This is a genomic window from Rheinheimera sp. 1928-s, from assembly GCF_029269265.1.
GTDB lineage: Bacteria > Pseudomonadota > Gammaproteobacteria > Enterobacterales > Alteromonadaceae > Pararheinheimera.
Genome location: NZ_JARIXP010000002.1, coordinates 267,371 through 281,958, shown reverse-complemented (window position 1 = coordinate 281,958; position 14,588 = coordinate 267,371). Strand labels below are relative to the sequence as shown.

Sequence of the window (14,588 nt, the reverse complement as noted above, 5' to 3'; positions counted from 1 at the left end):
TTTTATTAAAATCAATGTCTTGATGTTTTGTTTGGTCGGTTGACGTAAAAATATTTGGTAAACGTTTACCTTGAGTGTTATAACTGCACCGTGCACTGCTGAACCCGTATATAAAATCAGCTTAGCGCATAAAAAAATAACAATTGATACCGACAGGGGTAGGAAATGACAGGCAAATTCAACTTGACCGTTGTAGCTTTAGCTATGACGCAAATTTTTGCTATGCAGCATGCACAGGCGCAAAGCGAAGAAAATACCACTCAACAACAAGCTGCAGAAGCTGAACAGCAGATTGAAACCATAGTCGTTAAAGGTTTTGGCGCCACGCTGAGCAAGTCTTTAATGCAGAAAAAGTTTTCAGAATCAACGGTAGAAATTATCTCTACCGATGACTTAGGCCAATTACCTGACGTAACTATCGCTGACTCTTTAGGCCGCTTACCTGGTGTAACGGCAGAGCGTGACCGTGGTAATGCCAGCAGTATTTCTATCCGTGGTTTAGGTGCACGTTTAAACGCTGCCACCATGAATGGTCGTGAGATTGTCAGTGCTGAACCAAGCCGTGACGTACGTTACGAGCAATTCCCTGCCGAACTGATTAACTCAGTTGAAGTGTACAAGAGCCCAATGGCAAACAATATCGAAGGTGGTATTGCCGGTCTGGTCAATATGAACTTCATCAGCCCTCTGGCCCGAGACAAACGCATGATTAATATCAGCGGTCATCTGATGGATTATCAATTAGCAGACGATATTCCGGATGCGGATGGTACAGGTCAAAAAGCCAGCGTCTCTTATGTTGATCAATGGGCTGATAATTTTGGTGTGGTGTTTGGTTTAACCTATCAGGACCAACCTTCAGTTCAACGTGAAACCGCATTTTATTCCTACAATAAAAACCCGGACGAACAAGGTGATGTGAATGGCGATGGCATCAAAGAAGCTGCTCCTTGGGGTGGTAAAGCCGGAACTAAATCAGGTAACAACGAACGTGTAGGCGGCCTGATGATCCTTGAGTGGGAACCCGCTGATACGGTAAATCTGAAATACGATCTGTTCTACTCCAAGTTTGATATTGAAGAGCGTGAAGACCAGTTTATGTTTGATGGCTGGGGTAATTATCAGGACGCAAGTACCTGGGGCTACAACAACTCTGCTACTACGCCGACCATTGTGACCCGTCCTGATGGCTCGCAGCAACTAACTGGCGGTGGTGTGTTGTGGGGCGCTCATACAGCCAACAACGCCACCTGGTTCCAGCAAAATCATCTGTTAAGTACAGGTTTAAAAACTACTGTCACTGGTGATGTCTGGACTTCTACCTATGATGTTGGTTATTCCGAAGCTGGTATTGAATCTCGTTGGGTGAATATTGTATCCACTTACGTTGGACCTACACCTCTTGATATCAGTTGGGCTAATGCTGGCGGCCGTTTAGCTATTAATGCTGGCCCAAATGTGGGCAACCCAGAGTTTTATCGTATTCAGGATGCAACGCAGAACCCTGATAATCCTTCCAGAATGAATGTGGACGGCGATCGTGATTTAACAGATGAAATGGTGACCTTCAAGGCCGACTTTGAACGTAGCATCGACTGGGGCACCTTTGAGACTTTAGTGCTGGGCGGCCGATATAGCGACCGTGATAAAAACAACGATGTGCTGAGCTGGCAGCAAGATCCTGTCGACACCTCTGTCACAGGTTATGGCTACAGCTACGCTCTTGGCGGCGATTTTATTGCTCCTGCCATATATGGTATGAACAACTGGGGTGCTGTGGTCAATCAGGCCTTTGGTGGTATTGATAACCGTAGTGATCGTACAAAAGCTCCTATAGATTTCGTCAATAGCTGGAGAGTGGAAGAAACCAACTCGGCCTTGTATGCCATGTTAAAAATGTCTGGCGAAATTGGTGATTTACCTTACACAGGTAACGTTGGTGTGCGTGTAGTGCAAACTGATTCTACCTCGTCTGGCCATCAGCTGATGCAGGGTGTGTTATCGCCAATCACTATGGAACATGATTACACTGAAGTATTACCTTCACTGAATATGGTGTTCAGCCTGACTGAAGAAGCACAGGTACGTTTTGGCCTGTCGCGTGCTATTTCACGTCCGCCGCTGATTGAGATGCGTACCGGTTACCAGTTTAATACCTCAACTACGGTTAATACGGCGTCAAGCGGTAACCCGGCTTTGGATCCTTTTCTTGCGGATCAAATCGACTTAGGTTTTGAGTACTACTGGGCCAGCGATCGTGCTATGACGATTTCTACCTTCTTTAAAGACTTAAAAACTCATATCGGCACAGCGACAGATGTGATGGTTGTAGACGGTATTTCTTATAACTACAGTCGTCCGATCAATGGTGATGGTGGCCAGATCAAAGGCTTAGAGCTGATGTATCAACAGGCTCTGACCATGTTGCCAGAACCATTTGATGGTTTAGGTTTCTACGCCAACTACTCGCTAACCGACAGTAATGTCACTGAGTTTGTGCCTGAAGATAACCCAATGCCTTTAGGTGGTTTATCTAAGCACGTGGGTAATCTGACTTTGTGGTACTACAAAGCTGGTTTTGATGCCAAGGTGTCCTACAACTACCGCAGTGCCAACACTCGTGTGGGTAGCTGGGAACCTACAGAAATCACCAGAGCTCAAGCTGAGCGAACTGTAGATGCCAGTTTATCTTATGAAGTAACCGAAGCTTTTAAAGTGATGTTGCAGGCACAAAACCTGACCAATGAGGCTGCTGTGACTTACTTTGATAACGACCCAAGCCGTCCGGCTAACTTCACTGAATGGGGTCGTCGTTTCCTGGTCGGTTTCTCTTACTCTATGTAAGTGGCTTGTTATTCAGCACATAAAACCCGGCCTTTGGGCCGGGCTTTTTACGGAAGCCATACTGATGTCCTTATCTCCTTACCATATTTTGCTGACCGGTGCTTCATCGGGCATAGGCCGTGCTTTGGCTGTCGCTTTAGCGGCACAAGGCCACAGCTTGAGCTTATGTGGTCGAGACCCGGCCAAACTGGCTCAAACCTTAGCTTTATTGCCACAGGACGCAGCGGTGTTCAGTCAGGCTTTTTCAATAACTGAACCAGCCGCTATCAGCCAGTTTTGCCAACAGGCGAAGCAGCAGTTTGGTGAAGTCGAGGTGTTGATTAATTGCGCCGGAGGCAATAGCAGCAGAAATGCCGCTACAGAGCCGGATTGGTCTGCGATTGAACAGATGATGCAGCTGAACTTTTATGCGCCGCTGCATTTTATCCAGCACTTGGTGCCTGCTATGCAACAGCAGGGCAAAGGCATAGTGCTGAATGTTCTCTCGACCGTTTGTTTATTTTCCAACCCCGGTATTTCCGCCTACAGCGCCAGCAAAGCTGCGCTGGATAGCTACAGCAAAGTGCTGCGTAAAGAGCTAAACGGCACAGGTGTAAAAGTACTGTCTTTGTATCCGGGTGGAGTTGATACCGAATTTCGCGCAGCCAGCAGACCTGATTATTTGTCTGCGGAAGAGGTGGCTGATGCCATTCTGCTGATGCTGGCAAGTTCTGCCAAAGCTCATATCCATGAGCTGGTGCTAAGGCCTGCCATTGAAACTAATTTTTGCTAAGTCCTGTGCAGTAAAACAGGCGTATTAAAAGGAATTCTCCAGTGTTGAAGTACTTAATACAATCTCTGGCTGTGTTGGTCTTGCTGCTGCAGTTTGGATGCAGCCCAGTCTCCGAGTCGCCAACAGACGCGCAGTCACCGAAAGTTGCAGTAGCAACAGAGCAGAATTTAAATGCCGACTGGTTGTTTTACAAAAGCCAGTCTGCTGATTTAGCGGCCCAACCAGAAGACTGGCAGCAGGTGAGTTTACCTCACACGCCACAGATTGAACCTTTGTTGGTGAATAACCAATGGCAGGGTTTTGCCTGGTACCAAAAGTCGCTGACCATAGCGCCTGAGTGGCAAAACAAACAGCTGTTGATCCGCTTTGAAGCGGCGATGAACCATGCGCAAGTCTGGTTAGGCGATAAACAGATTGGCGAACATCTGGGCGGTTATTTGCCTTTTACTATTGATTTAACGCCTTATGTGACGGCCGGTGAAACGTATCAGCTCAAGGTCAAACTGGATAACAGAGATAATGAAGTCACAGGGCCTAAACCTTTGGCTCAGCTGGATTTTAATACCTACGGTGGTTTATACCGCGATGTGCGTTTACTGATTAAAAACCCTGTGCATATCACAGACGAAATGCTGGCGAATGAAGTGGCCGGTGGCGGCATTTTTGTCACTTATCCAAAAGTGGATAAAGCAGAATCTGTAGTTGCGGTAAAAACCCAGTTGGCAAACCAGTCAACAGTAAGCGCAGAGCTGGAATTAGTGCAGCAACTCTTTGTCGGTGAGCAGTTAGTGACAGAAGTCAGCTCAGGTCCTATCCAACTGGCCGCAGGGGCTAAACTGGACCAGCAACAACAGCTGACAGTGACCACACCTAACTTATGGAGCCCTGCCAGTCCGTTTTTATACAGTTTACAAACCGTACTGAAACAAAATGGCGAAGTGATTGAGCGTCAGTTACAACAGATTGGTATCCGCAGCTTTGCCTTTAACGACAAGCATCAGTTGCTGATTAATGGCGACATCACCTTTTTACGCGGCGTAAACCGTCATCAGGAATACCCTCATGTGGGGTATGCTATATCGCCTCAAGCGGATTATCGGGATGCGGTAAAAATTAAATCTGCTGGTTTTGATTATGTGCGTTTATCGCATTACCCACATTCTAAAGCCTTTATGCAAGCGTCGGACGAGCTGGGTTTGGTGTTGATCAACGCTATTTTAGGCTGGCAGTATTATCAGCCGACTGAGGCGTTCCGGGCACACAATATTCAAAGCTGCCGCGATTTAATTCGTCGTGACCGTAACCATGCCAGCGTTTTAGCCTGGGAATGTTCACTGAACGAATCGGACATGCCGGATGAATTTGTCGCTACTTTGCATAACACCGTCAAACAAGAGTTTCCGGGCGCTTATTCTGCGGGCTGGCAGCATGGTTACGATATGTATCTGCAAGCGCGTCAGCACCGTCAGATGCACTATGAAACGCCAACACAGCCTTACAATGTGTCTGAATACGGCGACTGGGAATACTATGCACAAAATGCCGGTTTGAATCAGGACAGCTGGGCCGATTTAAAAGAAGAAGCCCGCACTAGTCGTCAGTTATTAAGCCACGGCGAAGCGCGTTTGTTGCAACAAGCCCGTAATGTGCAGGAAGCTCATAATGACAACCTGACCACTCCTGCTTATGCCGACGGCTACTGGGTGATGTTTGATTACAACAGAGGTTATGCCAATGATCTGGAAGCTTCTGGTGTCATGAGCATATACCGTTTACCTAAATACAGTTACTACTTTTACCAGAGTCAGCGCCCGGCTTCAGAGCAATCTGACAAGTACCAATCCGGTCCTATGGTCTTTATTGCCAGTGAGTGGCAACTGGGTTCCAGCTCACAAGTACGGGTATTTAGTAATGCTGAAGAAGTGGAACTGTATTTAAATGGCGTTTTAGTCAGCCGTAATAAGCCGTCTACGGATAAGTTTTCTACCCATTTGCCCCATCCGCCTTTTGAATTTGACTTAAAAGAGTTCAAGGCCGGTCAGTTAGTGGCAAAAGCTTATAGTGCAGGTAAAGAAGTGGCGACTCATCAGGTGACTACTCCTGACGTCGCTGCTAGTTTAAAATTGACAGTCGATACCAGTGGTGTGGCGCCGGTGGCCGGTGATTTAGTTTTTGTTTATGCACAAGTGCTGGATAAAAATGGCCAGCTGGTGCCTTTAAATAACCAAATCATTGAATTTAAAACCACTGGTGATATTGAAATTATCAACCCTGAACCTGCTTTTACTGAACAAGGCAAAGCTGCAGTTTTAGTGAAATTAGGTGCTGAATTTAACAAAGCTAAGCTTGAAGCTCACTCCAAAGCCTTGGCTATTCAAAGTGAAGTCTTAGTTTTTAACCTCAAGGAATAATAGTATGCGTATTTTAGTCACGGGCGGCGCTGGTTATATTGGCTCTCATACTTGTCTGGAGTTACTGAATTGTGGTCATCAGGTGGTGGTGGTCGACAACTTGAGCAACAGTAGTGTTGAGGCGTTAAAACGGGTCGAGCAACTGACAGGCCAGAGCATTCGCTTTTATCAGGCCGATGTCCGTGATGAAAAGGCGCTTTCTGCTATTTTTGCTGCTGAGAAAGTAGATGCAGTCATTCACTTTGCCGGTTCCAAAGCCGTCGGTGAATCTGTGGCTAAACCGTTGTTTTATTATGAAAACAATGTCAATGCTTCAGGCTTATTGATGCAAGTGATGCTAAAGCATCAGGTGAAAACGCTGGTGTTCAGCTCCTCTGCCACAGTCTATGGCGAGCCGGTCTCTTCGCCAATACGGGAAGATTTTGCTGTCCATCCTGAAAGTCCTTATGGCCGTTCCAAGCTGATGGTGGAGCAGATGATGTCGGACCTGGTGGTGGCGCAATCCGATTTCAGCGCCATAGTGCTGCGTTACTTTAACCCTGTAGGCGCGCATGAGTCAGGCCAGATTGGTGAAGATCCAAACGGTATTCCAAATAACCTGATGCCTTTTATTAATCAGGTGGCTATAGGCCGCCGACCGCACTTATCGGTGTTTGGTGATGATTACGACACGCCGGACGGTACCGGTGTGCGGGATTATATCCATGTCTGTGATTTAGCTTCAGGTCATGTTAAAGCCTTAGAAACGCTGCATCAGAATGCGGGTTTTCATGTATTTAACTTAGGCACTGGTCAGGGCGTTTCTGTGCTGGAAATGGTTGAGGCTTACCGTCGTATTTCAGGCCAACTAATTGCCTATCAGGTGGCTCCGCGTCGTCCTGGCGATATTGGCTGTTATTACGGTGATCCGTCTTTAGCCGCTGAAAAACTCAACTGGAAAGCGGAACGTGGTTTGGATCAAATGGTGGCGGATAGCTGGAACTGGCAGAAATTAAACCCGCAGGGTTATCCGAAGAATTAAGAAAAAGGTTGGAGTAGTAGATGTCTGAATTTAATGCAAAAGATCATCCGCACCGCAGATATAACCCGCTTACAGGGGATTGGGTGCTGGTGTCGCCACACAGAGCTAAAAGGCCATGGCAGGGGCAGATTGAAACTGCAGCCACAGAGCAGAATCCGTCTTATGACCCCAGCTGTTTTTTATGTCCAACCAACACCCGTATTTCCGGTGACCTGAATCCTGACTATAAAAAACCTTATGTCTTTACCAATGACTTTGCCGCTTTAACTGCAGATACGCCTTTTTATCAGCGTTCAGACGATGATTTATTTGTGTTAAAAGCCGAGCGTGGTACCAGCAGAGTGATTTGTTATTCACCTGATCACAGCCTGACCATGCCAGAACTCAGCGTCGCTGATATTCAGAACATAGTGGAAGAATGGATCCGTCAGTACCAGGACTTATCCAAAACCTACAGCTGGGTGCAGGTGTTTGAAAACAAAGGCGCTATTAACGGCTGCTCCAATCCGCATCCTCATGGCCAGATTTGGGCCAACAGCACAGTGCCTACCTTACCAGCCAAAGCCGACGCAGCTCAGCGTGAGTATTTAGCGAAACATGGCAAAAACCTGTTATTAAATTATGCCGCGCTGGAACAACAAAGTGGCGAGCGCACTGTGGTTGAAAACGATCACTGGCTGGTCGTAGTGCCGTTCTGGGCCAGCTGGCCTTTTGAAACCCTGGTGTTGCCAAAAGCCCATGTACGCCGGATGGAAGACTTAACCACAGAGCAGCAAGCCGCGCTGGCTGATATTCTGCAGCAAATCACCATTCGCTACGACAACCTGTTCCAGTGTTCATTCCCTTATTCAATGGGCTGGCATAGTGCGCCTTATCAGAACGATGCTGGTGCTGATACTGCTGAAAACATCGAACACTGGCAATTGCATGGCCATTTTTACCCGCCGTTATTACGCTCAGCCACCATTAAGAAGTTTATGGTGGGCTACGAAATGCTGGCTGAAACCCAACGTGATATGACTCCTGAACAGGCCGCTGAACGCTTAAAACAGCAAAGCCCTGTGCATTACAAACAGCAGAGCAAGGTTTAAACCAGATGGAATTAGTGCAACAAGTACAACAGGCATTTGCCGAACATTATCAACAGCAGGGCGAATTTACGTTCAGAGCGCCGGGCCGGGTTAATCTGATTGGCGAACACACAGATTACAACGACGGTTTTGTATTGCCATGTGCTATTAACTACGACACTGTGGTAGTGGCTCGCCGCCGTGACGATGCTGGCAATGACAAAAGGGTCCGTGTGTTGGCGCTGGATTATCAGCAGCAAGTGGATGAGTTTGAACTGACGTTTCCGCTGGCTAAACATCCACAATACCAGTGGGCAAACTATGTGCGTGGTGTGGCCAACAGCCTGATGCAAAAAGGCTTTAATCTGGTCGGTTGCGATTTAGCCATCAGCGGCAATGTGCCACAAGGTGTAGGTTTAAGCTCATCAGCTTCATTAGAAGTCGCCTTGGGCCTGACCTACAGCACTTTAGCTGGCGTTGAATTATCCAGCCGTGACAATGCACTCAATGGTCAGCATGCAGAAAACAACTTTGTTGGTTGTAACTGCGGCATTATGGATCAGCTGATTTCTGCGCAGGGCAAAGTAGCTCATGCCTTACTGATCGACTGTCGTAGTTTAGACAGCACGCCGGTATCAGTGCCAACAGATATGGCCGTGATGATTATTAACTCCAATGTAAAACGGGGTCTGGTGGACAGTGAATACAACACCCGCCGTCGTCAGTGTGAAGAAGCTGCAACCATTTTTGGCGTCAAAGCCTTGCGGGATGTCAGCTGGACTACTTTTGCCGCTAAGCAGGGTGAGCTGGATCCGTTAGTTGCCAAACGGGCTCGTCATGTGATAACAGAAAATGGCAGAACTGAATTAGCAGCTAAAGCTTTAGCTGCTCACGATATCAAACTGTTAAGCCGTTTAATGGCTGAATCTCACTTGTCGATGAAACATGATTTTGAAATCACTGTGCCTGCTATAGATGCACTGGTGGAGATGATTGGCAACACCCTGGGTGATACAGGTGGTGTGCGTATGACAGGTGGTGGTTTTGGTGGTTGTGTGGTGGCTTTAGTGCCTCAAGGCAGGGTGGATGAAATTCGTGCTTTGGTTGAGCGTCAGTACCCACTGCAAACAGGCTTAAACGCCGGTATTTTTGTGTGTACAGCCAGTCAGGGCGCAGAGCAGATTTTGGCATGAGTGCTGCTTTAACTGATGACATTGATGACTCAGTGATACGGCTGGGTGGCCATAAGGGTTTAGAAGTGGAGCTGTTGCCTTTTGGGGCAACAATCCGCTCTATCCGCTTGTTTGGCCAGGAACTAACGCTGAATTATCCAGACCCGGCAGATTACCAAACAGACCAGTTTTATCTGGGCGCTACCGCAGGCCGGGTTGCTAACCGTATTGCCAAAGGTCGTTTTGAGCTCAATGGTGTGGCTTATCAACTGGACTGTAACAATGGTCCTAATCATTTGCATGGTGGTGTGACTGGTTTTAACCGCCGCGAGTGGCAAGTGCTTAAACAGCAGTCTGATTCGGTGCAATTGTATTTGCGCTCAGCCGATGGCGACCAGGGTTATCCGGGCGCTGTGCAAGTCTGGCAGCAATTCCGTATTGTGGATAAACAGCTGGAGTTATCCTTTTTGGCTTTATCCAGCAAAGATACGGTGCTGAACTTAACCAATCATTGTTATTTCAATCTAAACAATGACAAGTTAAATGACGGCGGCAGTTCTGTTGAAAACCATCAGTTGCAGCTTACAGCGACACATTACTTGCCCACAGATGAGCATGCTATTCCAACCGGAGAGCGTCGTGCTGTAGCAGGTACTGCCTTTGACTTTACTAACGCTAAATTGGTGGGGCCAGCGCTCAAACAGCAGGATCAGCAGCTTGCTTTGGCCAATGGTTTTGACCACTGCTTTATCTGGCAAGACGCTGATGCTGCAGAGTTAAAATTGATGGCGGTGTTAAGTTCCAGCCAAAGTGGTCGTCAGCTTGAAGTATTAAGCACTCAGCCTGGCTTGCAGCTTTATACAGGTAATTTTCTGGCCGCACCTTTTGCAGCTCGGCAGGGGATTTGTCTGGAAGCTCAGGGCTGGCCTGATGCGATTAATCAACTTGGCTTCCCAGGCACTCTGCTTAAAGCAGGTGAGTTGTATCAGCAACAAATAGTGTATAAGTTCAGTTAATTAAAAACTGGTAACAATAACAACAATACATGCCCGGCTGTTCTGGTGTTGCAGCGCAGTACTAAAAATGACGGGTAAAACAGGGTAAGGATTAGTATGACCTTAAGTAATCTGGATTTGACGATCCTCGTCATATATGTGCTTGGGCTGGTAGGACTGGCTTATTTTATTTCCCGGGAAAAAAAGGGGCATGATAAAGACACCAACGACTATTTTCTGGCTGGCAATACCTTACCCTGGTGGGCTATTGGTGCGTCTTTAATTGCAGCTAATATTTCGGCTGAACAAATTATTGGTATGTCAGGTTCTGGTTATGCCATAGGTATGGCGATAGCGGCCTATGAATGGATGGCTGCTATTACCTTATTAATAGTCGGCAAGTTTTTCCTGCCAATTTTCCTTAAACGTAAAATTTATACCATGCCGCAGTTCCTGCAGCAGCGTTTTGACAACAGAGTACGCACCACCATGGCGCTGTTCTGGATGGCGGTTTATGTCTTTGTTAACTTAACCGCAGTGCTGTGGTTAGGTGCTTTGGCTATTAATACAGTCACTGGTGTGGATATGACCACCAGCATGCTGATATTAGCCACTTTATCTGTGGCCTATTCCTTATACGGCGGCCTAAAAGCTGTGGCCTACACCGACATTATTCAGGTGGTGTTACTGGTGGGCGGTGGTTTGTTCCTGTCCTTTATGTCGCTGGAACTTTTGGGCGCAGGTAACGGTTTATGGGCTGGTTTTGACCGCTTGCTCACTGAAGTGCCAGACAAATTCGATATGATTTTAACGCCGGATAGCCCACATTATGTCAGCCTGCCTGGTTTATCCGTGCTGTTGGGTGGTATGTGGATTATGAACCTGAGTTATTGGGGTTTTAACCAATATATTATTCAGCGTACTTTAGCGGCCAAAGACTTAGCTGAAGCGCAAAAAGGTATTATTTTTGCGGCCTTCCTGAAAATTTTAATGCCGGTGATCGTGGTTCTGCCTGGTATTGCTGCAGTGTTAATACTGCCGGATTTAAGCAAGCCGGATCAGGCCTATCCTCAGCTGCTGAGCATGATGCCCTCTGGTATCAAAGGCTTAATTTTTGCGGCTTTAGTGGCAGCTATTTTGTCGAGTTTAGCTTCGATGACCAACAGCGTCGCGACCATTTTCACTATGGATATTTACTCTCAGTTTAAGAAAGATCAAAGCCAGCAGCACTACGTCAAAGTAGGTCGTATTGTCAGTCTGGTGGCTTTGGTGATTGCAGTATTTACTGCTAAGCCATTACTGGGCGAATTTGATCAGGCCTTCCAATATATTCAGGAATTCACCGGCTTCTTTACGCCAGGTATTGTAGTGCTGTTTTTATTAGGTATGTTCTGGGCCCGCACTACAGCAACTGCTGCTTTAGTGGCGGCTATCAGCTCAGCTGTACTGAGCTGGATTTTCAAAATGACTTTGCCAGAGATGCCATTTATGGACCGCGTAGGTTTAGTCTTCCTCTGCTGTTTAGCTTTAGCTGTACTGGTGACTTTATTCCAGCGTCAGGGCAAGCATCCACATGCGGTAGAGTTACGTGATATCAGCTTTGACACTCGCCCAAGCTTTAACTTCCATGCTGTGCTGATCACTTTGATCGTGGCCGCCTTTTATACGGCATGGTGGTAAGGATGAAACAGAAACTCCTTTCTGTAGCTTTGGCCGCGACGCTGTTTAGCGCCGCTGCCACGGCTAATCCTGTGTCGGTAAAAGAGGGCGTCATGCTGTGGCAAGACGGCTCTGAAGTTGCGCTTTTTGGTGTGAATTACAGTGTGCCTTTTGCTTATGGTTATCGCTCTGTTGAACGTGTTGGCGTGGATCATCGCGCTGCCATCGACATGGATGTGGATCATATTGCCCGTTTAGGACTAGACGCTTACCGCGTGCATTTATGGGACAGATTGCTGGCCGATAAAGAGGGCAATTTACAAGACAATATTCACCTGCAGTTATTCGATTACTTGCTGCTGCGCTTAAAAGAAAAAGGCATCAAGGTGATTATTACGCCTATCGGCTGGTGGGGCAGTGGTTACCCTGAGCCGGATCCGGTGGAATATGGTTTTTCTACTTTTTACAGCAAAAGCCAGATGAACCAGTCACCAGATGCTATTGCAGCGCAGAAAAACTATCTGACTCAGCTGTTTAAGCACGTCAATCCGCTGACCGGCAAAAGCTATCAGCATGACGACAATATCATTGCCTTTGAGATCTTTAACGAACCCAAACACGAGATCGCACCTGCGCAAAGCGCGGCTTATATTGAAGACTTAATCAGCACCATTCGTGCCGCCGGTGTCACTAAACCTTTGTTTTACAACACCAGTGAGCAGGGTGATGATCAGCCTTTTGCCAAAGCTTTATGCAATACCAGCATAGATGGCGTGTCCTATCAGTGGTATCCAACGGGTTTGGTCAAAGGCAGTACTATTCTGGCCAATATGTTGCCAGCTGTTGCGCATTACACTAATCCTTTTGCCGGTATTAGCCAATGTGCTACTAAAGCCAAAATGGTGTACGAGTTTGACGCAGCCGATGTGGCAAGTTCTGTGATGTTCCCGGCTATGGCGCGCAGTTTCCGCGAAGCTGGTTTCCAGTGGGCCACTCAGTTTGCTTATGACGCTGCGGCTGTGGCTCATACCAACTCTGAATACAACACTCATCATCTGAACTTGTTGTATACACCGGAAAAAGCCATCAGCTTAAAAATTGCCGCTGAAGTATTCCGTACGCAAAAGCGTGCTGAAAAAACAGCGGATTATCCGGCCAGTAATAGCTTTGGCGCTGTGACTTTGGATTATCAGCAGAATTTGTCAGTGCTGAATACCCCAGCGAAGTTTTTCTACAGCAACAGCACCACAGTGGTGCCAAAAGCTGTAGCTAAGCTGACAGCTATTGCAGGTGTCGGTTCATCTTCTGTGGCGAAATACAGCGGTTCTGGTGCTTATTTCCTTGATAAAGTAGCGGATGGTGTCTGGCGATTGGAAGTCTACCCCGACTTACTCACCTTGCAGGACCCTTATCAGAATTCCAGTTTAAGCCGTGAAGTAGGGAGGTTATACCCTGCTGCTCAGCAACTGAAACTGACTTTGGTTGATTTGGGTAAAACCTATCAACTGAAAGGCTTAAATAGCGGTAATACAGCAACTGCATCTGCCGTTGATGGCGAAGTGACAGTACGCCCCGGTGTGTACTTACTGACCGCCAAAGCCGCTTTGGCACAGCAGTATGCGAAGAAAGTAGAGACAGATTTTTATCTGCCAAAACCGCAATCGACTGAACTGGCTTTAGTGCATCAGAATCAGCGTCAAAGCCATGTGGGCGACCCGTTCAGCTTTAAGGTGGACATAGGCGCTTTGGTGAAGCCTGAAAAAGTGCAGCTGATGTTACGTTATCTTGGGCACCACAAGTTTACCGCTTTTGATATGCAGCAAAGCCCAGATGTCAGTGGTCGCTATCAGTTAGCCATGCCAAAAGACTGGACTCAGACAGGTTTACTGGAATATGCCTTTGTGGTTACAGCTGATGGCAAAAAACAAACTTTCCCTGGTGCAGCTGCTGGCTCACCAGAAGATTGGGATTTTGTCAGCAAGGCACAGTACTGGACCATGGCGGTAAAACCACAAGGCCAGCCTGTGGCGTTATTTGATGCCACTTCGGACAGACAAAACAGCCTCTATCCAAAAGATGCGACTGTGACGCAAGGTGTTGTTGCCGATAGTTCAGGTGCAGGTTTAGCCTTGCAACTGGGTGTGGATTCTTTAGAAACAGCTCAAGCTGCGGCGATACTTAAAACCACTTTGTCTGCTGATAACAGCCTGCTACAACGCAACCTGAAAGGTTATGACACAGTGGCGCTGAAAATTCGTGCGGTCAAACAACCGGAACAGTTGAAGTTCGCATTGCTGGATAAAAACGGTATAGCGTACGGCACAGAGCTGAAAGTGGGCACTGACTGGCAGTATCTGTTAGTTCCTCTGCATAAACTAAAGCAAACCGATACGCTGATGACTCAGGCCTACCCTATGTTTATGCCGGTCTTTGCGCCCAAAGTGGAGCAGGGCTTAGAGCTGAACCTTAATGAGCTTCAGCAGTTGCAGGGTATACAGTTGATGTTTAATCAGAGCGCCTATAGCCCAACCGAAGCCAAGGGCTGGCATGGTGTGGAGCTGGCGGAAGTGAGTTTGATCCAAAAGCCATAATGGTTCGGGCATTGGATTCGATTATAGACGGGCGGGGATAAACCCGCCCGTCC

Annotated in this window: 9 protein-coding genes; all 9 read left to right on the top strand. The window is 47.3% G+C overall.

Annotated elements, in window-relative coordinates; all coding sequences use genetic code 11:
- Positions 1-165 precede the first annotated feature (165 nt).
- Entirely contained in the window at positions 166-2,844 is a 2,679-nt protein-coding gene (locus P3C17_RS06135; RefSeq protein ID WP_300928582.1) for a TonB-dependent receptor, read from the top strand.
- 64 nt (positions 2,845-2,908) lie between these two features.
- Positions 2,909-3,616: an SDR family oxidoreductase gene (locus P3C17_RS06130; protein WP_300928581.1), complete on the top strand. Its 708-nt coding sequence runs from the start codon at positions 2,909-2,911 to the stop codon at positions 3,614-3,616.
- Positions 3,617-3,657: 41 nt separating this feature from the next.
- Positions 3,658-6,027 carry a sugar-binding domain-containing protein gene (locus P3C17_RS06125; RefSeq protein ID WP_300928580.1) on the top strand — a complete coding sequence of 790 codons (2,370 nt, stop codon included), beginning with the start codon at positions 3,658-3,660 and terminating at the stop codon, positions 6,025-6,027.
- Positions 6,028-6,031: 4 nt separating this feature from the next.
- Positions 6,032-7,048, top strand: coding sequence for a UDP-glucose 4-epimerase GalE (gene galE, locus P3C17_RS06120; protein WP_300928579.1), 1,017 nt, complete (start codon positions 6,032-6,034; stop codon positions 7,046-7,048).
- Between the two features lie 20 nt (positions 7,049-7,068).
- On the top strand, positions 7,069-8,139 hold the full coding sequence (locus P3C17_RS06115) for a UDP-glucose--hexose-1-phosphate uridylyltransferase (RefSeq protein WP_300928578.1): 1,071 nt from the start codon (positions 7,069-7,071) through the stop codon (positions 8,137-8,139).
- 5 nt (positions 8,140-8,144) lie between these two features.
- Positions 8,145-9,311, top strand: coding sequence for a galactokinase (gene galK, locus P3C17_RS06110; protein ID WP_300928577.1), 1,167 nt, complete (start codon positions 8,145-8,147; stop codon positions 9,309-9,311).
- Entirely contained in the window at positions 9,308-10,306 is a 999-nt protein-coding gene (locus P3C17_RS06105; RefSeq protein ID WP_300928576.1) for an aldose epimerase family protein, read from the top strand. Before galK ends, P3C17_RS06105 begins: the two co-directional genes overlap by 4 nt.
- Before the next feature lie 96 nt (positions 10,307-10,402).
- Complete coding sequence (locus tag P3C17_RS06100; protein WP_300928575.1) at positions 10,403-11,965, top strand: sodium/sugar symporter; 1,563 nt, start codon at positions 10,403-10,405, stop codon at positions 11,963-11,965.
- A 2-nt stretch (positions 11,966-11,967) separates the two neighbouring features.
- Positions 11,968-14,535 carry a cellulase family glycosylhydrolase gene (locus P3C17_RS06095; RefSeq protein WP_300928574.1) on the top strand — a complete coding sequence of 856 codons (2,568 nt, stop codon included), beginning with the start codon at positions 11,968-11,970 and terminating at the stop codon, positions 14,533-14,535.
- The last annotated feature ends 53 nt before the right edge of the window (positions 14,536-14,588 follow it).